Source organism: Thioalkalivibrio sp. (assembly GCF_041690275.1).
Taxonomy (GTDB): Bacteria; Pseudomonadota; Gammaproteobacteria; order Ectothiorhodospirales; family Ectothiorhodospiraceae; genus Thioalkalivibrio.
In genome coordinates, this window is sequence record NZ_JAWLHP010000025.1 from 15,131 (window position 1) to 34,728 (window position 19,598).

The following is a 19,598-nucleotide window of genomic DNA, read 5'->3' on the forward strand; positions in this document are numbered from 1 at the left end:
TCAGGGTTTGCGGGCGAGGTTCCCGCCGGCCACCAACCAGAAACCGTGCTCCGCTGCTCACTCCTGCGGGTTCTCCTGCTCGCGCGCTCTGTCCTTGGCGACCCGGGCCTGGACCGCCTCGATGGACGCGTCGGTCGAACGGAAGATGTTCTCCTTGCCGATCACCTGGTCGAATCCGGTGCGCTGCATCGATGATGACAGCCGCGAGACCGGCCCGGGGCAGGTGGTACCCCCGTGCTCGTGAAAAAGGGCGAGCACGGGGATAGATGATGGCCCGTGCCTTGCGGGGCTCCATGCTTGTAAACCCGCGCGGCAGCACACAGAATACCGCAAGTGGAGAAGTGGCAGAGCGGTTGAATGCACCGGTCTTGAAAACCGGCGACGGGGCGACCCGTCCGAGGGTTCGAATCCCTCCTTCTCCGCCACGGGCAGCGACGGCAATGCGCCACCCCGCCAGTGATCAAAGGTACCGCTCGTCCGGTTCGGGTCGTGGCGTCGATGTCGAACCTGCCGGCTCCCCCGCATTCGCGCCTTCTCGTTGACGGTCTGCGGTCAAAAGTCTAGATTCCTGCATATGGCCTTGAATTTGCTGCCGTAGTGGCAGGCAGGCCATGATCGCTGCAGATGCCTTGAAGGTCATGGATGCGTTCTCGGTACCGGCGGCTCCGCAGGAGCTGTACCCGCGCGGAAGGGCGCCGGCCGCCGACGGTTTTTTGCCCGGACGGCCGCGGCAAGGCGCGAATCCGCGGTCAACGTTGTCGAGGCACCCAGGATGTTTGAAAAGGATCCACGCACCTTCGCACCGGACTACAAGAATCTGTCGCCGGAACAGAAGGCGATGGTCAAGCTCGAGATCGCGCTGACCAATTTCTTCCGGGCGTTCGAGGGCACCATGCGCCGCTTCGAGCGGCTCGTGTACCCCTCGGTGCTGATCATCGGACTGTTGTCGCTCTCCGGCTTTTACCTGATCTACAACCTCACCGGCGACATGTCCACCATGGCCCGCAGCATCGACCCGGCGATGGAGGTCAATCTGGACGCGATGTCCAGCAACATGGCACAGCTTTCGCAGAACGTCGCGACCATGACCGGCGAGATCGCCACGCTGGTGCGCGTGATCGAGTCAATGGAGTCCAGCGTCTCCAACATGGACGCCAACACCGCCGGCATGACCCTGTCTCTCGGTCAGGTCCATGACAGCATGACGGTGATGACGGACAACGTGACCACCATGAACGAGAGCATGGGCGAGATGAACCGGCACATGGGCCACATGAACCAGAACATGGGTACGATGAACCAGAGCATGGGCACCATGAATCAGAGCATGGGGCGCATGGCGAGCGAGGTCAGCCGCATGGCGCACGACATGAACCGGTTCACGCGTCCCGAGAGCATCATGATGCCGTTCATGCGCTGAGCACTCCCCGGGTGCGGCGCGCTTGCCCCGTGGCGCGGGCCATGGATGCACCGGACGATGACCTCGATGATCGGTTATGCTGGACGCCGGCTTCTGCAGTGAGGGGCTGCCATGCTGGTCACCTTCCGGACCCCCGCGTACAGCGACATCACCATGTTCGGCGACGTCGCGCTGGCACTGATCCAGCACATGGGACACAGTCCAACCGTGCCGAGCGCGATCGCCGCCGAGGATGTACCGCAGGCCCTCGAACGCCTGCGCGCGGCGATCGACGAGAGGGGTGGGGAGAGCCTGCCATCGGCTCCCGAGGAGGCAACCGCGCCGGATGTGGACAGGGTCAGCCTCGCGCATCGCGCGCTGCCGCTGATGCAGTTGCTGGAGGCTGCCGAGCAGGCCGAGACCTACGTGATGTGGGACCGCTGAAGACCGGATCCCGGACGGACAGGGATGTCGTTGCTGCAGCTTCTGGCGTTTGTGGTGGTTGGCGGGCGCGCCGGCTGGATCGCCGGCAGGGTGATTCGTGGAGGGGGCAGGGCGTTCAGTTCGCGGCCGCTCGTGTCCCGTCACGCCCCGAGGCGGCCGCGTGCAACTGGTAGTGCGCGTGGATGCGTTTGACGTAGTTGCGTGTCTCCGCAAACGGCGGGACGCCCCTGTGGCGCTCCACCGCACCGGGCCCGGCATTGTAGGCGGCCAGGGCCAGATCCAGGTTCTGGTCGAAGCGCTCCAGCATCCACGCGAGGTACGTCACCCCGCCGCGGATGTTCTGCGCTGGATCGAAGCGGTCGGTGACTCCCAGTTCGGCGGCCGTTGCGGGCATCAGCTGCATCAGGCCGTGGGCCCCCACCCGTGATACGGCGTACCGATCGAAGCAGGATTCCACCCAGATCACCGACTTGATCAACAGCGGATCGAGGTTCCGGCTGCGGGCCTCCCGAACGATGATGTCGTCGAAGGGGCCGGACCCAACCGGCATCACCTGGTCCGCGGATAGCCGGCAGTTCACGGATGCCGTCGGCCGGCCATAGGTAGCGATCAGCGTCAAGGCCTCCTCGCGCTGGCGCTGATTGGTGACCAGCCGCTCACCGCTCGGCAGCTGGTAGACGAAGAGCTGCCCGCCGGAGCGGTTGGCGGAGTCGCTGGTTGCGGGGATGCCCACCCGTCGGTAGCTCACTCCCCCGGTGGGGCGCTGGTCCGTGTAAACTCGGGTGCCGTCTGCATCCAGGTAGGTGTAGAGTTCCGCGGCGGCCTTTGCGGACAGCAGGCCCAGGCCGCCGAGTAGGAGCAGCAGCAAGGCCCTGGTGACATGCCGACGGTTCATCCAAGCATTCTAGCCCGACGTGACTGACGATTCACTGGTTTCCTGGAGGAAGGCCCTGGACCCGCTGCCGGGGCGGCTGGAGCGGGAGCTGCCGAAGCGCTGGTCCGGTTTCGAGTTTCTGCCGAGTGTGGATTCCACCAACCGGCAGCTGCTCGACTGCCAGGCCCTGGTGCACGATGCCTATCGGGTCTGTGTTGCGCGCGAGCAGACGGCTGGCAAGGGCCGCCGGGGGCGCACCTGGGTGTCCGCGGGCGGCTCAAGCCTGACCTTCTCCTTGGCGCGTGCCCTGCGCCCCGGGGAGGCCCCGGCGCCGGCCCTGGCCCTTGCGATCGGGGTGGGCGTGTCGCGCGGGCTGTCCCGCTGCGGCCTGCACGGCTTCGGGTTCAAGTGGCCCAACGACCTCGTGACCCCCGAAGGGCGAAAGCTGGCGGGAATCCTGATCGAGGCGCGGCCGCGCACCGGGGGGTGCCGGCCCGCCGTGGTGGCGGGCGTCGGCGTGAATCGCCGGGACGCGGTGGCGCTGGGCGTGGATCGGCCGACGGCCGACCTCGGCGATCTGTCGGCGTCCTCCGTACCGGGCCTGACGGATCTGCTGCAGGCGATCCTCGTGGAGATCGCGCGGGCCTGGGACGCCTTTGCACGGGATGGACTGCAGCCGGTGCTCGAGGACTATCGGCGTCTCGACCACCTGTTCGGGCGACCGGTCCGCGTGACGGAATCCGGCCGCGAGGGTATCGCCGCCGGCGTGGACCCCGTCGACGGCGCCCTGCTGCTGCAGGGGCCCGGCGGTCTCGAGCGGCTGTACTCGGGCGATGTCTCGGTGCGGCGGGTGGACCGTGCCTGAGTTCCTCCTGTTTGATCTCGGCAGCACCAGCCTGAAGTGGCAGGTCCGCTCCGAGACCGGTCTCGTGCTGGAGGAGGGTCGGCATGACTGGACCGCATCAGTGAGTGCATCGGAACTGCCCCAGTGCCGGCCCCGGGCGGTCTGGATGGTGCGCGTCGGAATGGCCGAGCGCGAAGAGAGCCTCCGCGCGGCCCTCAGGGCCCGTTACGGCGGGGTACCGGTCGTCAGTGTCCATCCCCGCGCGGAGGGTCCCGGGGGGCTGCGGCTGGACTACGATCTGCAGCAGTTCGGGGCCGATCGCTACTGCGCATTGCTGGGCGTCGTGGCCCGGACACGGAAACCGGCGGTGATTGTCGATGCCGGTACGGCGGTGACAGTCGACCTGCTGGATGAGGATGGGCGGCATCTGGGGGGCTACATACTGCCCGGCCTGCGTGGGGGGCTCGAGGCGGTGAATCGCCTGTTTACGGATGCGCTCCAGACCCAGGTGGCGCCGACACTGCGCCTCACGGGTGCGACCCTCCCGGCGGATTCGGCCGTGCTCCCGGCTCACGACACCGGGAAGGCCCTGCTGCACGGATGGAGGCTCGGCCTCGCGGGTGCCGTGCAGCGTCTCGGCGCGGAGGCCGGCGGCGCGCAGCAGGGCGTGGAGTGGTGGCTCACCGGTGGTGATGCAGGCTGGCTGTCGACCCTGCTCGAGCGCCCCGTGCACGTGGTTCCGGGACTGGTCTTCGACGGTCTGTGGTGCCATCTGCGGCCCCGCCGGGGGAAGGGGGGCACTGCTTGATGAGCATGCGCTGGGTATTGTTGCTCCTGCTGGGTCTGAATCTCGCGTATCTGGCATCGGGTCTGTACCGGTCCTACCTGCACCCGGATCGACAGGGCCCTTCGTCGCAGCTTGAGTCCGATGTAGGCGAGATCCGGTTGCTCGACTCCCTCGCCGACTCGCCTCCGCCGGAATCCGGTAACGGTCGAGCGGAAACGACGGGGGAAGGGCCGGCGGCAGAAACGACGAGGAAAGCGGAAGGAATGGAGGAAAGAATGGGGACAGATTTATAGATCTGTCCCCAGGGGTGCAGGGCGCTCCAGGGCCCGGAAACCCAGCGCCACGTCATCAGGGTCGTCGCCGGGAACGATCCACAACTGGTCGCGGACCTTCTCCGGTCGGATCCCGGCGGCGGCCACGGCGGACGGATCGAGCCGGCCGAGCCACCATGCCAGCGCCGCCTGGGTACGGGTCTCGACCCACGGCTCCAGTTCCGGGCTCCTGCGCTCGCGGTACGCATCGAGATCCGCGTCCTTGAAGGATGCAACGGTCTCCAGCAGCCGCAGTTCGGGTTGCCGGTCACTGGCGCCGGTCGCGTTCAGATAGAGATGCCAGGCGATCCCCGGCCAGACCTGGGCCGGCAGATAGCCCTCGAGTTCCGGCGGGCCATCGGGCGGCAGTGCATGCAGATAGCCGTCCTCGGTTCCAAGGTCCCGCTGCATGGACTTCAGTGCGGCCCCGGCCCAGTCGAGCAGGGAGGGATCCGCGAGCGCGTCGGCGGCGTGTACGAGTGCGGCGATCATCTGGCTCGACGCGTCGGTGAAACTGGTGCGGTCGACCGGCGGCGGCGCGAGGTCCTGCCGCCCCTCCAGGGACTGGGCGTAGTAGAGATCATCCGAAAACTGGCTGCCGAAGAAGCGCTGCTCCCCGGGATCCCAGAGGTGATTCCGCAGGTAGTCGAGGTTGCGTTCCACCACTTCGCGGTATGCCGGGATCCCCAGACGCGCATAGGCGTCGGAGAAGAGCCACAGAAAGGCCGCATTCTGGTCCAGACGCTTGGAGGTCTCGCGCGCCCGCTCCGGATCCGGCTGGTCCGGATCGAAGAAGAAGAAGAATCCGCCTTCCTCGGCGTCCCAGAGATCCTCGATGGTCTGATCAAGCAGCGCCCGCACGCGCTCCTGCCACTCATCCTGGCGCAGCAGGAAGCCAAGCGTCCAGGGCTGCGGGCGCTTGCTCAGGGTCCCGAACATTCCGCTGCCGCTGAGCCGCCGGCTGCGCGGATCGTAGACCTCGTCCAGCATCCCGCGGAACGCCTCGACCGTCTCGATCGGCTCGTCGGCGGGTGCGACCTCGCGGCCGGTCACGGAGATCTGGCGCCGGCGTTCGGTCAGCAGCCGGGTCAGGTCGGCCGGGCCCACGTGGCCGGTGAACCGGCCCCGGACCTCGTCCTGCGCATCGACGATGACCACGAAGGGGAGGCCGCGGCCACCATATCGGGTGAAGAGATCACGGCGACGGTCAAGGTCGATCAGCACCGGGATGTAGCCGGCTCGGATTGCGTCGACGACGCCGTCGTGCTCCAGGCTCTCGTTCTGGAAATCCCGGCACCAGGTGCACCACTGCCCGTGAAAATACAGGAACAGCGGACGATTCTCCGTGCGTGCCCGGTGGAAGAGCCCCGGGTGGAAGGTGTTCCAGTCGATGCGGGATCCTTCCGCGTAATCGGTCTCGGCGGCGGTTCGCGATGCCCCGAGTGCAAGGGTCAGACAAAGGAACGACAGCAGCACCACCGCCGACAGACCCGAATGGGCGCGTAGACCGGTCTCGGCCTGGACACCGGCGAGGCGGTCGCGATCTGGGTCTGCGGTACGCTTCATACCGTCTTCGACGTGGGGACCGGGCCGGAATTCCGGTCCCTTGCGAATCGTGGGGATCGGGGCGGCGTGCTCAGGCACCCTCCGCGGCCAGGCGTTCCTGGACCCGTTCCAGGACCTCCGCACTGATGCGGCGCACGACCGGACCGGCGACGCGCCCGACGGTCTTGTCCAGCAGGCGGCTGTTCAGCGTGTAGTCGATCACCAGGCGCAGATCGGTGCCTCCCCTGGCCGGCATCAGCCGGTAGCGGCCGGTATTCGCGATGCCGGTTACGGACTTCCAGGTGAGACGCTCCGGCTCCTGGCTCTGAATGATCTCGATGATCCACTGGTAGCGCACCCCGCCCACACGGACGCTCCACTGATAGCGCTCGCCGCCCAGCGGGGTGACGGTCTCCACCGCCCGGGTGTACCGGGGAAAGTCTTCCACGTTGCGCAGCAGTCTGAAGACCGTGTGCGGGTCCGCGGGCAGGTGGGCCTGGGTTTCGATCGATGGCATCAGCGATGCTCCCTGGGGCAGCCCCCTGTTTCGGCCCGGATCCCGGAGCACCGCAACGGCGTGCCGCGCTCACGCCCGGGCATTGAACTCTGGCGACCCCGGTTGGATACTGTGCGCCGCAACACCATCACGGTATCCGGGGGACAAGATGGACGAAAACGACAACTACACGGACCTGCGCGATACGCGGCTGACCGCGGGGCTCTCCGATGAGCAGGTCAAGCGGCTGGCGGGCATCACGCACTGCCGCAAGCTTAACGATAACGAAAAGCTTTTTCAGGAGGGTGAGACCGACGACGCCCTGTGCGTGATCACCTCGGGCAAGCTGGCGGTGACCCGCAACGTCGGCGGCGGTCAGGAGGTTACGCTGCACATCCTGCAGGGCGGGGATCTGGCCGGCGAGATGGGCTTCGTCGGCGGGCGTCCGCACAGCGCGTCCCTGCGCGCGATCGGCAACCCGACGGTGTGCACCTTCAACCGCCGGGACTTCGAGTCGCTGATCGAATCCGATCCCTGGCTCGTGTATCAGGTGATGAAGAACATCGTGCAGGTCGGGCACAACATCCTGCACCGTATGAATGCTCAGTTCGTCGAGATGTCCAACTACATCTCCCATCAGCACGGACGTTACTGAGCCGGCGTCACCGGCTCAGACGTCCGGTCCTGTGCCGCCGTTCCGGGAACGTGCCAGTGCCTCGGCGCGACGGGCAATCGCCCGTGTCATGCCCGCGAAGATGAACAGGTGGGCGGGGACGAGGGCATACCAGTAGAGCAGTCCCCAGACGCCTGCCGGGTGCCAGTATGCGGTGGCGCGGATGCGCGTGCCGGTGTCCTCGGGTACGAGCTCGAACTCCAGCACGCCCGAGCCCGGTGCACGCATGCCAAAGAACAGCGTCAGGCGCCGCCCGGGTTCCATCGCGATCACGCGCCAGGAATCGACGGTGTCGCCGACCCGCAGCTCCTCCGGGTCTCGCCGGCCGTAACTCAGCCCCGCTCCGCCGACCATCCAGTCGAGAATCTCGCGTATCTTCCAGAGCGTGTTCATGTAGAAGTACCGATTGCCGCCGCCGATCGATGTGACCACCTTCCACGCGTCCTCGACCGAGGCCTTGGCAACGGCCTCGCCGCTGGCGCGCTTGGCGTAGTAGGCGTAGTCGGGCCGGTAGTCCCGGAATGCGAAGGCCCCCTCGGTCCAGCGGGCAGCGATCTCGTGCCGCCGCTCGGCCTCGAAGGCCGCGCGCACCGCGGCGCGAAAGTCCAGCAGCTCCTGCGGCATCAGCCGATGGATCTCCGTGTTGTCGGCGATGAAGTCCTGGCGCATGCCCTCGATCAACGCTCGGGCGACCGGGGTAGGGACGGCGGTGACGAAGCGCAGCCAGTAGGAGGACAGGCGGGGCGTGAGCAGCGGCACCGGGATGATGCGGGGTGGCCGCCTGCCAGCCTCCTCGGCCAGTATCCGCATCATCTCCGCGTAGGTCAGGTGCTCGGGCCCGGCCGCATCGAGGATTCTGCCCTCGGTGGCCGGCACCTCCGGCGCCCGCACCAAATAGCCCATCAGGTTCTCCAGGGCGATGGGTGGGGATTTCGCGAGGACCCAGCGCGGGGTGATCATCACGGGCAGATGGAACACCAGATCGCGCATCACCTCGAACGCGGCCGATCCTGGCCCCACGATGATGCCGGCGCGGATTTCGGTTACGGGCACGATCCCCTCGCGGAGCAAGTCGCCGGTGCGCTCGCGGGAGACGATGTGCTCGGTGTCGGCGGAGGGGGGAACCAGGCCGCCCAGATACACGATGCGGCGTACACCGGCGGCGGCCGCGGCGGCGGCGAAGTTGCTCGCGGCCTCCAGGTCGATCCGCCCGAAGTCGCGGCCGGCGGCCATCGAGTGCACCAGGTAGTACGCCGTATCGACATCGCGCAGCGCGGCGCCCAGGGTCTCCGGCTTGAGGGCGTCGGCGGCAACAAGTTCGACCCCGGTCCATTCACGGGCCTGCAGGACCTCCGGTGAGCGCGCCGCCGCCCGCACGCTGAAGCCCGCGGCCATCAGGCGCGGCACCAGGTGGGTGCCGATGTATCCGCTGGCGCCGAAGACGAGCCGCAGCTTACGGTCGGGGGCGTCGGTTACCGCATCGGGCTGGGTGTGCGTGGTCATCGTGCCGATCCTCGGTGAGGGGAGATCCGCGGGCAGGATCCGCCACCGCGGGATTCGCGTCCAGAACGCCCAGCGACGCTGGCGTGCGGCCGCAGGCTCACAGGAGGATCTCCCCGTAACGCACCGCCAGCCACAGCGCAAAGAGCAGGGAGAACATCGCGGTCCAGCCGAGCAGCGGATTCAGCGCGGGACCGTCCCGCCTGGCGGTCTCGCGGCTCAGCGCCACGGCGCCGACGAGCAGGGCGGCCCAGGGCAGCCAGGTCCAGTCCGGCTGCCCGCCGGGCAGGGCGAAGAGAACCGGGACCACGACCAGGCCGGCAAACAGCAACCGGGTGTTGCGCGGGCCGATCCGAACCGCCAGCGTGTGTTTGCCGGCCCGCGCATCGCCGTAGCGGTCGCGCAGATTGTTCACCACCAGGATCGCAGCGACCGGGAGACCGACCAGCACCGAGGCCACGATGGACTCGATGCCGATCGGACTGCGCTGGGCGAGCAGGCTGCCCAGGACCGCCACGGGCCCGAAGAACAGCCAGACGGCCACCTCGCCCAGTGCGCGATTGGCGTAGGGGCGGCGTCCGCCGCTGTACCCCAGTACGCCGAGCACCGCGAGCGCACCGAGCAGCCAAAGCAGCCAGTGACCGAAGATGATCAGCCACAGTCCGGTGGTCACCGCCACCCCAAGCGCGAGCACGAGGCCGAGGCGGAGCTGCCCGACGCTCAGCAGCCCACTCTGCAGCGCACGCGTGGGGCCCAGGCGATCCGCCTGGTCAACGCCGGACAGCCCGTCGAAGAGATCGTTGGCCAGATTCACCGCGATCTGAAGCGCGAGGGCGCAGATCACGCACAGGATCGCGGTGGTCCACGAGAAGTGGCCCTCCACCACCAGGACCTGTCCCAGCAGCACCGGCCCCACCGCGGCGGGCAGGGTCCGCGGCCGGACCGTATGCGACCAGACCTGAAGGGAATTCAAGGTAGATGCATCCTCGGTATCCTGTATCCCGACAACCCTGCCGCAACGAGGCCCCGGGGTCACGCGCCACGGCTTCTCCGGATCCCGGCCAGGGAAGTGTGCGCCCGGGGCGGGGTGGCTGCTATCCTCCGACTTTGCCGCAGGGGTATCCACAGGGCGACAAGGGCCCTGTTATCCCGTGCGGCGGCAGTCTAGCATCCGCGACCCCCCTTCATGCGGGTCTGACGGACCGGCCCCAATCGGTATGGCAAGGGAGCGAAATGGCGGGGGAGTGGTTGCCGCAGGCGGTGTTGCCCTGGATTCTGGCGAGCGTGATGCTGGCCATGGGCCTGAGTCTCACCGCCCGGGACTTCACGCGTGTTCTGCAGCACCCCCGCAGGGTGGCGCTGGGCCTCGGATTGCAGATGCTCGCACTGCCCGTGCTTGCCTGGGTCCTGGTGCTGCTGCTGCCGCTGCCGCCGATGGCGGCCGCGGGTCTCCTGCTGGTGGCACTGGTGCCGGGTGGGGCGACCTCGAACATGTTCAGTTACCTGGTTCAGGGCGATCTCGCCCTCTCGGTCAGCCTGACCGCGATCGCGGCGATGCTGGTGCCGTTTACCTTGCCGCTGATCATGGGCTGGAATTTCCAGTTGCTGGGCCTTGCCGCGGAGGGGTTTGCGCTTCCCTACTGGAGTACGGTGGGTCAGCTCCTGCTGGTGACGGTGGTTCCGGTGACCCTGGGGATGGCGCTGCGCCTGTGGCTGGGTGACCGCACCGCTCAGGCCTGGCTTCCCGTGGTCAAGGTCTTCACTGGCGTGGCCATGGTCGGCATCGTGGTGGCGCTGTTCGTTGCCTACCATCAGCGCCTGCCGGCGCTGGTCAGCCTGGAGACGCTGGCCGTGCTGCTGCTGTGCATGTCGGCCATGGCGATGGGCTATCGGGCATCCCGGCAGTTCGGGCTTCCCCGGGAGAGCTCGCGCGCGATCACGGTGGAGGTCGGGGTTCAGAACGCCGGGGTGGCGATGATGGTGGCCTTTGCGATCCTGCAACTGCCGGCACTGGGTCTCCTGCCGCTGCTCTATGGCCTGTTGATGAACGTGCCGGTCTTTCTGTGGGTGTTCTATTGCCTGTGGCGCGACCGGCAGCTGGTGGCGGTCGCGGAGCGATCCTGAGGCGGTTCGAATCGGCGTTGGGGGGGTCGTCCAGGGAGCTGGTTTCCTGCGGTTCTGGAGCAGAACCCCCTGTAGGAACGGCTTCCAGCCGCGATCGGGTAGCACGTGCGTGATCGCGGCTGGAAGCCGCTCCTACGGGGTAACGATAAAAAAGGCCGGCGGGATCTCTCCCCCGGCCCGGGCTGGCCGTGAAGGCCAGAAAGCCGGAAGCACGTGCAGTGCTTCCGGAGGTTCGGTCAGCTGACCTTGACTGTCACGCCCGGCTTCCCGTCCGGTCCGACCATGTGCACCGCACAGGCGAGGCAGGGATCGAAACTGTGGATGGTGCGCAGGATCTCCAGAGGCTGCCCCTCGACCGCCAGCTGGTGGTTGTCCATCAGCGCGGCCTCGTAGGGACCCGGCTGGCCCTCGGCGTCACGCGGCCCGGCGTTCCAGGTGCTGGGCACGACAGCCTGGTAGTTGGTCAGCTTGCCATCGTCGATCACCGAGTAGTGGGTCAGTGCGCCCCGCGGCGCCTCCATGTAACCCACGCCCTTGGCGTGCTGCGGCCAGCTCGTCGGGTTCCAGAGGTCCTCGTTGAAGGTGCTGTGGTCGCCGCTCTTGAGGTTGGCTACCAGGTTGTCGTACCAGACCATCATGTTGTCCGCGATGATCTTGCTCTCCAGCGTCCGGGCGGCGGTGCGGCCCATGGTCGAGAACATCGCCGTCACCGGCAGGTCCAGCTGGGTCAGTGCCATCGTGGCCAGATCGCGCGTCGGCTCGTGACCGCTGGCATAGAGCATCAGCACTCGGGCCAGGGGGCCGACCTCCATCGGGCGTCCACGCCAGCGCGGGGACTTCAGCCACGAGTAATCCTTCTCCACGTCGAGATGCGAATACGGCGGCTTCGGACCGGTGTAGTTCAGCTTGGTCTCGCCGGCGTGCGGATGCAGGCCCACGTCCTTGCCATCCTGGTAGTCGTACCAGGAATGCGAGATGAACTCCTGCACCTGTTCCGGATCCTTCAGGTCCAGCGGGTGGATGGTCGACAGGTCCCGGTCGAGGATCACGCCCGCCGGGATCAGGTAGTCGGACACGTCTCCGTACCCCGATGCCGGGAAGTCGCCGCAGGTCAGGAAGTTGCCCACGCCCTCGCCACGCTCGAACCAGTCCTTGTAGAAGCCGGCGATGGCCAGGGTGTCGGGCAGGTAGACCTGTTCGACGAACTCCTGCATCCGCAGGATCGCGTCGCGCACGATGCTCAGCCCCGTGTCGTTCAGGGTGGTCTGACCGCCGCCCTCCGGCCCGCCGCTGAACGGGGTGGGGGCACCGCCGACCACGAAGTTCGGGTGCGGGTTCTTGCCGCCGAATACCGCGTGCAGCTTGGCCACGTCGCGCTGCCAGCTGAGGGCGTCGAGGTAATGCGCCACCGCCATCAGGTTGGCCTCTGCGGGCAGCTTGTACTCCGGATGGCCCCAGTAGCCGTTCGCGAAGATCCCGAGCTGACCGGACTCGACCAGGTTCTTCACCTTCTTCTGCACATCCGAGAAGTATCCGGGCGAGGAGTTTCGGTAGTTCGAGATCGACTGCGCGAGCTCCGAGGTCGCCTTCGGGTCCGCGTCCAGCGCTGAGACCACGTCCACCCAGTCCAGCGCGTGCAGGTGATAGAAGTGCATCACGTGGTCATGGATGTACTGGGCTCCGCTCATCATGTTGCGGATCAGCTGGGCGTTTGGCGGGATCGGGTAGTCCAGCGCGTCCTCGACCGAACGGATGGAGGCCATGCCGTGCACCAGGGTACAGACCCCGCAGATGCGCTGAGCGAAGGCCCAGGCATCGCGCGGGTCGCGGCCCTGCATGATGATCTCGAGGCCGCGCACCATGGTTCCCGAGCTGTATGCGCTCTTGATGTGCCCTTCGTTGTCCGTCTCCGCCTCGATGCGCAGGTGACCCTCGATACGGGTGATGGGATCAACTACAACTCTATCTGCGCTCATCGCTTGCCTTCCTCTACAAGGTTTTCAGCCACCAGTTCGAGCAGGCTGTTCATGTCTTTGCCCCAGTTCAGTTCCTCGCCGCTCTCGTCGAAGTTCTGGCGGCAGTTGGAGCAGCTGGTGACCATCATTTCTGCACCGGTCGCGTCCAGCTGCCGGAACTTGTTGGCCATGATGCCATGACGGAGCGAGTCGGCGCGGTGGATGGTGATCACGCCGCCCCCGCCTCCGCAGCAGAAGTTCAGGTTGCCGCCGCTCTCGGCCTCTTTCAGATCCAGACCCAGCGCCTCCAGCACCTTGCGGGGCGCCGGGGTGGCTCCGCCGCGGCGCGAGACCTGGCAGGGATCGTGGAAGGCGACAGACTTGTTCACGGTCTTCAGCTTCAGGGCTCCCGAATCGACTGCATCGGCAAGGAATTCGGAGATGTGCTGGACCTTGAAGGGCAGGGGTTTCCCGTACATGTTCGCTCCCTGCCAGCGCAGTGCCTGGTAGGCATGGCCGCATTCCGGAAGGATCACCAACTTGGCACCGATCTTCTCGGCGGCGCTGATGACCTTCATCGACATGTCCCTCTGCCAGCCGGTATTGCCCGAGAGCATCCCGAAGTTGGTCGCCTCGTAGCCGTCGGTGCGGAAGGTCCAGGACTTGCCCATGTGGTTCAGGATCTTCGCCGTCGCCGCCATCGATTCCGGATACTTCTGGATCTCGATGGAGGACATCAGCACGAGCACGTCCGCCTGGTCCTCGTTCACGTTCATTTCGACTTCGTGCTCGTCACCCATCCACTCGATGCGGTCTTCGAAGACCGAGGGCGTCGCCCCCAGCGGACTGCCTTCCTTCTGCGCCTTTTCGGTGACCGTGTACAGCTCGTGCGGGACGAGGCCGGCGTGAAACATCGCGTGGCGCGCTGTGCCGACCAGGGTGGCGATGTCGATGCTCATCGGGCAGATCAGCGTGCAGCGGCCGCACATGGTGCAGGTGTCGTACAGCAGTTCCTGCCACTCCTTGAGTTCGTCGACCGTGACCTTTGGCTTGAAGTTGAGGGTCTTGTACAGGAAGGCCAACGGGCCGGCCTCGCGCTTGTAGGCCTGCTTGAAGGGCTCGAGCTTCCAGATCGGGGTGTGGCGCGGGTTGCCGCTGACCTCGTAGAAGGGGCAGGCATGGGCGCAGGCACCACAGTGGATGCAGGCCTCCATGTAGGTGGCCGCGACCCGGCCGAAGTCCTTGGCGAAGTTCACCATCGCCTTCTCGACGCGCTCATCGTCGCTCATGTCGCCCTGGACGTCGAAGCGTTCCTCGGGCTTGGTAACGGAGAGGCGCCTGGACTCGTGATCGAGTTCGATTTCGGTTTGGGTTGTATCAATCATGCCATGCCCCCTCTACGTGCAAAACGGGAACCGGTGGTGTAACGGGACACCACGAACCAGAAGGAATGCATCAGCTTGCCGAACGGGAAGTAGATCAGCAGCAGCCAGACGCTCAGAAGATGGATCGCCAGCCCGGTTTCATAGTCCGGCCACATGTTCATGTTGGTGATCAGGCCGGTGACAAACGGTGCCGTGGTCACGAACCAGGTGGCGTAGTCATCGAAGTTGGAGATCAGCCGCTGCACCGGGTTGACCAGCCGCTTGATCAACGCGACGAACAGCGCGAGGGTGGTGATCACGGCGACCGCGGTGATCACCCCGCCCGGGAGGGTCCACCAGGTGAAGCCCACGATGTCGGCGAAGAAGAGCATGTGCGGCGTGCCGAAGATCAGCACGATGAACAGCCCCAGGTGGATGATGTAGCCGATGATGTACTGGGCACCCACCTTGGGCACGAAGGGCTTGTACGGCCAGGCGTGAACGAACAGGCCCTTCAGGCCTCCCACCCAGGCGCCCGTCTGGCGGGCCTCGGAGAGATCCTTCTTCTGTCGCAGGGCCCAGACGCCCACGAGGCGCCACAGGATGCCCGCCACGAAGATGATGATCGCGATCTGCATCGCGGGGCCGCGTGCAAAGTCAAGGAGTGTCATGGCTACTTGCCTCCCGAGATTTTGTTTTGATTGCGGCGGGACATCACGGCGGATACCGCGCCCAGGGCCACACCGGCCGCGGCCGCGGCCGCGATGCCCTCTGCGCTACCCCACTGGCCCGCCGACAGCGGCTTGTAGAAGCCCTCCTTGTCCCAGAAATTCGGTTCGGAGCAGCCAAGGCAACCATGACCGGACTGGATGGGCCAGCTGACCCCCTCGTTGAACTTCAGCGTCGCACATGCATTGTGGGTGATCGGACCCTTGCAACCCAGCTTGTACAGACACCAGCCGTTGCGCGCGCCCTCGTCATCGAAACTGTCCGCGAACTTGCCCTGGTCGTAGAACGTGCGCCGGTAACAGCGGTCGTGGATGGTGTCACCAAAGAAGGCCCTGGGCCGCTTCAGACTGTCGACCTCCGGCAGGGCCCCGAAGGCGAGGAAGCTGGTCAGCACGCCGGTCATCACCTCGGGCATCGGAGGGCAACCCGGCACGTTCAGGATCGGCTTGTCGGTAATGATCTGGTCGACGCCCACTGCGCCGGTCGGGTTCGGACTCGCCGCGCCGATCCCGCCGAAGCTCGCGCAGGTGCCGATGCTGACGATCGCGGCCGCACCCTCGCCCAGTTCACGCAGCGAGTCCAGGTGGCTCTGACCGTGCGACACCGAGTAGATGCCGTCGTCGTTCAGCGGAATGGAGCCATCCACCAGCAGGAGGTACTTGCCCCAGTTCTCCTTCATCGAGGTCTTGATTGCCTCGACCGCCTGATCGCCCGCGGCCGCCTGCAGCGCGTGCTGGAAGTCCAGGGAGATGAAGTTGAAGATCAGGTTTTCCAGCGTGGGCGCGAACGACCGGGTCAGGGACTCCAGGCATCCGGTGCACTCCTGGTAGGCCATCATGATCGCAGGCTGCCTGCGGGCCTGGGCAAGCGAGTCCGCCATCGCCGGCACCATCGCGGCAGGGATGGCCATCGATGAGGCGACCCCCGCGCAGAACTTGAGAAAGGAACGCCTGGAGATGCCCTGGCGGCGCAGTTCCTCGCCTAACGTCAAATCATGCTCTTTCATGCCGACCCCCTTTGTGCAAGTCGTCGCTGGATTGCGAGTGGTCAATGGTGGTTCGTGTCCAGTTCATCGAACATGGACGGAAAACGTCTGGCGCTCGCCTGGATGTCCTCCTCATGTGCCTCCAGGATCACCGGCACCGTGCCGATCTCCAGTTGCTGTGTGATCATGCGGTCGCCCTCGCCGAGGTACCGAACCCACCAGACCCCGGGGAACGCGGTCTCGAAGACCTCGGTGGGACCGGCCGCATTGATCCGGGCCTCGACCTCTCCGCGTCCCAGCTTCGCCTCCAGGAGCTGCAGGTCGCCCTCGCTGAGGGGAAGGTTCGTGAGCTCCACCACCTGGCGCTCACCGCCCTGGGAGACCGCCAGCAGGTGATCGGCGATCTCCCGCAGCAGGGCGACCGCGAGCCCCGTGGTTTCGGGCGATCCCGGCCCCGGGCCCGGATCGAGCTTGACCGGGATGTCCTTCAGGCTCATGCCTGCCACCTCCGGACCAGTTCCATCACTCTCTCGCAGGCGACGGGCAGGGCGTTGGCCACGGCCGCCGTTGGTTGATCACCCCAGTCGAAATCCTGAGGCTGGATACCGACCAGCGCCCGGCGGCGGGGCAGGAGGCCTTCCAGCGCGGCAATGGCGAGCAGGTCCGACAGGCTCACCTCGTGCACGCTGCTCTTGGCGCCAGTGCTGACGAAGTGGTCCATCGCGTCGCCCTCGAACACCTGCACCGCGCCGGGTTCGGTCTCGAGTGCGGCGGTGTCGACCACGATCAGGGAGTCCGTGGTGACGATGGCGTCCGCCAGCGTGAAGCTCAGCGTGCCGCCATCCATGAATTCGACGTCCGGTAGCCCCGTGTGCGTGTCCGCCAGTTGCTTGACGACATGCACGCCGGCACCCTCGTCGCTCAGCAGGATGTTTCCGAGGCCCAGGACCAGAACCTGGCGGTTTCTGGTGGCGGGGGAGGGCGGCGCGGAATCGGCCCGGTCTGTGATCGTGATCATCGCTACCCTTCCTGCCTGGGGGTGCATTGGTCCGGCCCACGGCACCCGTGTTTCGTGTGATAAATTCTCGGGATGTGTGAAAAAATCAGCGTTGTCTTATGCTCGAACACAGAATGCGTTAGTGGGTCTTTCCCGGCGGTGATCTAGATCACATTCGGCCCCGTTCCAGTGTGGGAAGGTGCTGGGCATGGAGGCCGGTGCCGGGCGGCCCTGGCGGGATCCGATGCACCTGGCCTGATATCGATTCAAGGGGTGGAAACGCGATGTGCCTTGGGATTCCGATGCAGGTGCTCGAGACGGACGAATGCGTGGCTCTCTGCGAGCGGCGTGGCGAGCGCCGACGGCTGAACATGATGCTGATCGGGCCACAGCCGGTGGGCACCTGGGTGCTGGCGCTGCAGGACCATGCCCGCGAGGTCCTGACCCCGGAACAGGCGCGCCAGATCGACGAGGCGGTGCTGGGCCTCGAGGCGGCGATGCGCGGCGAGACCGATCTCGACGGCTTCTTCAGTGACCTCGAGCTGCCCTCGGCGGTCGGGCCACCCCGGTAGGCAACCCGTGAACGGGGACGCGGAAGCGGTGCGACAGCAGCTGGAGGAGGTCTTCGGCCGCATCCAGCGGGAGCGCATGCAGGACCTTCCGCTGCTGCATCACGGGCTCGCTGTCGAGGCCGTCGGTTTCCGGCGCAGCGGCGCCGCGCGCGTGGGCGTCCTGATCACTCCCTGGGCGATGAACCTGCTGCGCCTGCCCGACGACGACCCGATTGCCGTGGGCGCGTTCGGCACGCGGGAACTGCCGCGCGGCCCGGTGGATTTCATCGGCGCCCGGGAAGAGGATGTCGGCCCCTACGAGACCTGCTCGCTGTTCTCTCCGATGCAGCGCTTCGAGGATCAGGCGGCGGCCCGGGCGGTCGCCTTTGAAACGCTGTCCCTGCTGCTCCGGCCCGGCCCCGATCTGCGGCGGCCAGAGCCGCAGCGTCAGGGGGGCGGGCCGATCGCGGCGCTCCGGCGCAACGCCGGGCGCGATTTCGACCGTCGCCGCGTGCTGCGCGGAGACTTTCTGAATGACGACGGCGATTCCCGCTGAGGGCAGGGTCGAACTGCGCCTCGAATGGGACGGGCGGGTGGTGCAACGCGCTGAAGTCCGCTCGCGGCGACCGCAGCCCGCGGCCCTGCTGACCGGCAGGGCACCCGGACAGGCGCGCGCGATCATCCCGCGCCTGTACAGCCTCTGCGGAGACGCGCAGTCCGTCGCGGTCGAGGCCCTGGAGGCCGTGCTGCGCAGCGGCGCGCCGGACAGCAACGCCATTGCGGACTGGGCCGAACGCATCCGCCTGGAGAACATCCGCGAGCACCTGTGGCGGCTGGGGCTCGACTGGCCGCGCGTCGTCGGGGAACCCCAGCAACCGGCCCCGGTGCGCGAGCTGCTGGGCGAGCGGACACGATTCGCGACGGATCGTGAAGCCGCCGGCAACTGGGCGGGCAAGACCTTCGCGGATCTGTTCGGACACGCGAATCTCGCCTGGCTCGAGAATCCGGAGCCCGATTCCCTGGCGCAGTGGCTGGAAGAGGCGCCGACGCCGCTGGCGGGCCTGCTCGCGCGGCTGCGGCCCCGCCTGACGGGTCTCGGCCCTTCGGCGCTGCCATTCTTCCGGGGTCGCGATCTGCAACCGATGGTGCAGACAGCCCTGCCGCGGCTGCAATCGGACCCGGACTTCCACTGGCGGCCCGACCATCAGGGTCAGGTCTTCGAGATGGGGCCCCTGCCGCGTCAGGCGGCGCATCCGCTGATCGCGGCGATGCTGGCTTGCCAGGGCGTTCCGGATTCCTGGCTGCGGGTATTGGCACGGGTGCTGGAACTCGCCGGCGCGCTAGACTCGCTGCAGCGTGGAATCGAACCGAGGCTCGGCATCGCCTGGCAGCGCGGCGCGCATGAATCGATGGTGGCGCTCGAGATGGTGCGCGGAGTCCTGATGCACTGGCAGGAGGCCGTGCCGGACGGGATACGGGACTACCGGATCGTGGCGCCCACGGAGTGGAATTTTCATCCGGAGGGGCCCGCGCGGGAGGGCCTGCTGCAGCTTCAGGCCCCGGATGAGCCCCAGCTCCGGGAGATGGTTACGCTGCAGGTGATGGCGCTGGATCCCTGCGTGCAATACGAACTGGAGATCCTGCATGCATGAGATGGCTCTGGCCGAGGGAATCCTTCGGATCATCGAGGACCAGGCCGCGGCGAGCGGATTCGAGCGCGTGCGGCGCGTGCGCGTGGAGGTGGGACAGCTCGCGGGCGTCGAGGTCGAGGCGCTGCGGTTCAGCTTCGACGCCGTGATGAGCAACAGTGTGGCCGATTCGGCGGTTCTTGAGATCGTGGACACGCCGGGACAGGGTTGGTGCCTGGACTGCGGCACCACGGTGGGGATCGCCGCGCTCTACGATGCCTGTCCACTCTGCGGCGGCTACCAGGTCCACGCGACCGGCGGTATGGAGATGCGGGTGCTGGATCTCGAGGTGGACGCGCGGGCAGAAGCGCCGGGCCGGCCGGGTTGACCGG

Annotated in this window: 22 protein-coding genes and 1 tRNA gene; 11 read left to right on the forward strand and 12 right to left on the reverse strand. The window is 66.8% G+C overall.

Annotated elements, in window-relative coordinates:
* Positions 1–57: 57 nt before the first annotated feature.
* The gene (locus ACESMN_RS06525; protein ID WP_373052785.1) at positions 58–189 is read right to left on the reverse strand and encodes a hypothetical protein; all 132 of its coding nucleotides are present in this window, start codon (positions 187–189) and stop codon (positions 58–60) included.
* Between the two features lie 146 nt (positions 190–335).
* Between ACESMN_RS06525 and ACESMN_RS06530 the strand changes: the two genes are divergently transcribed.
* From ACESMN_RS06530 to ACESMN_RS06540, 3 genes are all read left to right on the forward strand, one after another.
* Positions 336–425, forward strand: a tRNA-Ser gene (locus tag ACESMN_RS06530).
* Positions 426–772: 347 nt separating this feature from the next.
* Positions 773–1,420, forward strand: coding sequence for a hypothetical protein (locus tag ACESMN_RS06535; protein ID WP_373052786.1), 648 nt, complete (start codon positions 773–775; stop codon positions 1,418–1,420).
* Between the two features lie 111 nt (positions 1,421–1,531).
* Complete coding sequence (locus ACESMN_RS06540; RefSeq protein ID WP_373052787.1) at positions 1,532–1,843, forward strand: DUF1840 domain-containing protein; 312 nt, start codon at positions 1,532–1,534, stop codon at positions 1,841–1,843.
* A 115-nt stretch (positions 1,844–1,958) separates the two neighbouring features.
* Here the strand turns inward: ACESMN_RS06540 and ACESMN_RS06545 are convergent, their stop codons facing one another.
* Positions 1,959–2,738 (reverse strand): lytic transglycosylase domain-containing protein, encoded by a 780-nt coding sequence (locus ACESMN_RS06545; RefSeq protein WP_373052788.1) that lies wholly within the window; start codon positions 2,736–2,738, stop codon positions 1,959–1,961.
* A 19-nt stretch (positions 2,739–2,757) separates the two neighbouring features.
* Between ACESMN_RS06545 and ACESMN_RS06550 the strand changes: the two genes are divergently transcribed.
* Complete coding sequence (locus ACESMN_RS06550) at positions 2,758–3,582, forward strand: biotin--[acetyl-CoA-carboxylase] ligase (protein WP_373052789.1); 825 nt, start codon at positions 2,758–2,760, stop codon at positions 3,580–3,582.
* On the forward strand, positions 3,575–4,369 hold the full coding sequence (locus ACESMN_RS06555; RefSeq protein ID WP_373052790.1) for a type III pantothenate kinase: 795 nt from the start codon (positions 3,575–3,577) through the stop codon (positions 4,367–4,369). The genes ACESMN_RS06550 and ACESMN_RS06555 overlap by 8 nt, the downstream gene beginning before the upstream one ends.
* 266 nt (positions 4,370–4,635) lie before the next feature.
* Here ACESMN_RS06555 and ACESMN_RS06560 read toward each other — a convergent pair whose 3' ends face one another.
* Both ACESMN_RS06560 and ACESMN_RS06565 read right to left on the reverse strand, forming a co-directional pair.
* The gene (locus ACESMN_RS06560; protein ID WP_373052791.1) at positions 4,636–6,225 is read right to left on the reverse strand and encodes a DUF255 domain-containing protein; all 1,590 of its coding nucleotides are present in this window, start codon (positions 6,223–6,225) and stop codon (positions 4,636–4,638) included.
* A 70-nt stretch (positions 6,226–6,295) separates the two neighbouring features.
* Positions 6,296–6,721 (reverse strand): SRPBCC family protein, encoded by a 426-nt coding sequence (locus tag ACESMN_RS06565; RefSeq protein WP_373052792.1) that lies wholly within the window; start codon positions 6,719–6,721, stop codon positions 6,296–6,298.
* Between the two features lie 148 nt (positions 6,722–6,869).
* On the opposite strand from ACESMN_RS06565, the gene ACESMN_RS06570 reads away from it, so the two are divergent.
* Positions 6,870–7,355 (forward strand): Crp/Fnr family transcriptional regulator, encoded by a 486-nt coding sequence (locus ACESMN_RS06570; RefSeq protein ID WP_373052793.1) that lies wholly within the window; start codon positions 6,870–6,872, stop codon positions 7,353–7,355.
* Positions 7,356–7,370: 15 nt separating this feature from the next.
* Here ACESMN_RS06570 and ACESMN_RS06575 read toward each other — a convergent pair whose 3' ends face one another.
* Both ACESMN_RS06575 and menA read right to left on the reverse strand, forming a co-directional pair.
* On the reverse strand, positions 7,371–8,876 hold the full coding sequence (locus tag ACESMN_RS06575) for an SDR family oxidoreductase (RefSeq protein ID WP_373052794.1): 1,506 nt from the start codon (positions 8,874–8,876) through the stop codon (positions 7,371–7,373).
* Between the two features lie 97 nt (positions 8,877–8,973).
* Entirely contained in the window at positions 8,974–9,846 is an 873-nt protein-coding gene (menA, locus tag ACESMN_RS06580; RefSeq protein ID WP_373052795.1) for a 1,4-dihydroxy-2-naphthoate octaprenyltransferase, read from the reverse strand.
* A gap of 260 nt (positions 9,847–10,106) precedes the next feature.
* Between menA and ACESMN_RS06585 the strand changes: the two genes are divergently transcribed.
* Positions 10,107–10,997: a bile acid:sodium symporter family protein gene (locus ACESMN_RS06585; protein WP_373052796.1), complete on the forward strand. Its 891-nt coding sequence runs from the start codon at positions 10,107–10,109 to the stop codon at positions 10,995–10,997.
* Positions 10,998–11,233: 236 nt separating this feature from the next.
* Here the strand turns inward: ACESMN_RS06585 and ACESMN_RS06590 are convergent, their stop codons facing one another.
* Genes ACESMN_RS06590 through ACESMN_RS06615 form a run of 6 tightly spaced genes read right to left on the reverse strand, consistent with a single transcriptional unit; the run spans position 11,234 to position 17,048 of the window.
* Positions 11,234–12,973 carry a nickel-dependent hydrogenase large subunit gene (locus tag ACESMN_RS06590; protein WP_373052797.1) on the reverse strand — a complete coding sequence of 580 codons (1,740 nt, stop codon included), beginning with the start codon at positions 12,971–12,973 and terminating at the stop codon, positions 11,234–11,236.
* On the reverse strand, positions 12,970–14,337 hold the full coding sequence (locus ACESMN_RS06595) for a (Fe-S)-binding protein (protein ID WP_373052798.1): 1,368 nt from the start codon (positions 14,335–14,337) through the stop codon (positions 12,970–12,972). The genes ACESMN_RS06590 and ACESMN_RS06595 overlap by 4 nt, the downstream gene beginning before the upstream one ends.
* Complete coding sequence (locus ACESMN_RS06600) at positions 14,334–14,987, reverse strand: nitrate reductase (protein ID WP_373052799.1); 654 nt, start codon at positions 14,985–14,987, stop codon at positions 14,334–14,336. Before ACESMN_RS06600 ends, ACESMN_RS06595 begins: the two co-directional genes overlap by 4 nt.
* Positions 14,988–14,989: 2 nt before the next feature.
* The gene (locus tag ACESMN_RS06605; RefSeq protein WP_373052800.1) at positions 14,990–16,051 is read right to left on the reverse strand and encodes a hydrogenase small subunit; all 1,062 of its coding nucleotides are present in this window, start codon (positions 16,049–16,051) and stop codon (positions 14,990–14,992) included.
* A gap of 41 nt (positions 16,052–16,092) precedes the next feature.
* Positions 16,093–16,527, reverse strand: coding sequence for a hydrogenase expression/formation protein (locus ACESMN_RS06610; protein ID WP_373052801.1), 435 nt, complete (start codon positions 16,525–16,527; stop codon positions 16,093–16,095).
* Positions 16,524–17,048 (reverse strand): HyaD/HybD family hydrogenase maturation endopeptidase, encoded by a 525-nt coding sequence (locus ACESMN_RS06615; protein ID WP_373052802.1) that lies wholly within the window; start codon positions 17,046–17,048, stop codon positions 16,524–16,526. Before ACESMN_RS06615 ends, ACESMN_RS06610 begins: the two co-directional genes overlap by 4 nt.
* A 263-nt stretch (positions 17,049–17,311) precedes the next feature.
* Here ACESMN_RS06615 and ACESMN_RS06620 point away from each other — a divergent pair, with 263 nt between their 5' ends.
* From ACESMN_RS06620 to hypA, 4 genes are read left to right on the forward strand one after another with little or no spacing between them, the layout of a single operon-like run.
* Positions 17,312–17,599 carry a HypC/HybG/HupF family hydrogenase formation chaperone gene (locus tag ACESMN_RS06620; protein WP_373052803.1) on the forward strand — a complete coding sequence of 96 codons (288 nt, stop codon included), beginning with the start codon at positions 17,312–17,314 and terminating at the stop codon, positions 17,597–17,599.
* Positions 17,600–17,606: 7 nt separating this feature from the next.
* Entirely contained in the window at positions 17,607–18,134 is a 528-nt protein-coding gene (gene hybE / locus ACESMN_RS06625; RefSeq protein ID WP_373052804.1) for a [NiFe]-hydrogenase assembly chaperone HybE, read from the forward strand.
* Complete coding sequence (locus tag ACESMN_RS06630; RefSeq protein WP_373052805.1) at positions 18,112–19,230, forward strand: nickel-dependent hydrogenase large subunit; 1,119 nt, start codon at positions 18,112–18,114, stop codon at positions 19,228–19,230. Before hybE ends, ACESMN_RS06630 begins: the two co-directional genes overlap by 23 nt.
* Positions 19,223–19,594, forward strand: a complete 372-nt coding sequence (hypA, locus tag ACESMN_RS06635) for a hydrogenase maturation nickel metallochaperone HypA (RefSeq protein WP_373052806.1) — start codon at positions 19,223–19,225, stop codon at positions 19,592–19,594. The genes ACESMN_RS06630 and hypA overlap by 8 nt, the downstream gene beginning before the upstream one ends.
* Positions 19,595–19,598 lie beyond the last annotated feature (4 nt).

What these genes read in the sequence shown, in the direction of transcription:
- ACESMN_RS06615 (WP_373052802.1), bottom strand. Translation starts at nt 17,048, where the DNA reads ATGATCACGATCACAGACCGGGCCGATTCCGCGCCGCCCTCCCCCGCC.
- ACESMN_RS06620 (WP_373052803.1), top strand. Translation starts at nt 17,312, where the DNA reads ATGTGCCTTGGGATTCCGATGCAGGTGCTCGAGACGGACGAATGCGTG.
- ACESMN_RS06535 (WP_373052786.1), top strand. Translation starts at nt 773, where the DNA reads ATGTTTGAAAAGGATCCACGCACCTTCGCACCGGACTACAAGAATCTG.
- ACESMN_RS06560 (WP_373052791.1), bottom strand. Translation starts at nt 6,225, where the DNA reads ATGAAGCGTACCGCAGACCCAGATCGCGACCGCCTCGCCGGTGTCCAG.
- ACESMN_RS06605 (WP_373052800.1), bottom strand. Translation starts at nt 16,051, where the DNA reads ATGAAAGAGCATGATTTGACGTTAGGCGAGGAACTGCGCCGCCAGGGC.
- ACESMN_RS06565 (WP_373052792.1), bottom strand. Translation starts at nt 6,721, where the DNA reads ATGCCATCGATCGAAACCCAGGCCCACCTGCCCGCGGACCCGCACACG.
- ACESMN_RS06575 (WP_373052794.1), bottom strand. Translation starts at nt 8,876, where the DNA reads ATGACCACGCACACCCAGCCCGATGCGGTAACCGACGCCCCCGACCGT.
- ACESMN_RS06590 (WP_373052797.1), bottom strand. Translation starts at nt 12,973, where the DNA reads ATGAGCGCAGATAGAGTTGTAGTTGATCCCATCACCCGTATCGAGGGT.
- ACESMN_RS06600 (WP_373052799.1), bottom strand. Translation starts at nt 14,987, where the DNA reads ATGACACTCCTTGACTTTGCACGCGGCCCCGCGATGCAGATCGCGATC.
- ACESMN_RS06525 (WP_373052785.1), bottom strand. Translation starts at nt 189, where the DNA reads ATGCAGCGCACCGGATTCGACCAGGTGATCGGCAAGGAGAACATCTTC.
- ACESMN_RS06585 (WP_373052796.1), top strand. Translation starts at nt 10,107, where the DNA reads ATGGCGGGGGAGTGGTTGCCGCAGGCGGTGTTGCCCTGGATTCTGGCG.
- hypA (WP_373052806.1), top strand. Translation starts at nt 19,223, where the DNA reads ATGCATGAGATGGCTCTGGCCGAGGGAATCCTTCGGATCATCGAGGAC.
- ACESMN_RS06610 (WP_373052801.1), bottom strand. Translation starts at nt 16,527, where the DNA reads ATGAGCCTGAAGGACATCCCGGTCAAGCTCGATCCGGGCCCGGGGCCG.
- ACESMN_RS06540 (WP_373052787.1), top strand. Translation starts at nt 1,532, where the DNA reads ATGCTGGTCACCTTCCGGACCCCCGCGTACAGCGACATCACCATGTTC.
- ACESMN_RS06595 (WP_373052798.1), bottom strand. Translation starts at nt 14,337, where the DNA reads ATGATTGATACAACCCAAACCGAAATCGAACTCGATCACGAGTCCAGG.
- ACESMN_RS06630 (WP_373052805.1), top strand. Translation starts at nt 18,112, where the DNA reads ATGACGACGGCGATTCCCGCTGAGGGCAGGGTCGAACTGCGCCTCGAA.
- ACESMN_RS06545 (WP_373052788.1), bottom strand. Translation starts at nt 2,738, where the DNA reads ATGAACCGTCGGCATGTCACCAGGGCCTTGCTGCTGCTCCTACTCGGC.
- ACESMN_RS06570 (WP_373052793.1), top strand. Translation starts at nt 6,870, where the DNA reads ATGGACGAAAACGACAACTACACGGACCTGCGCGATACGCGGCTGACC.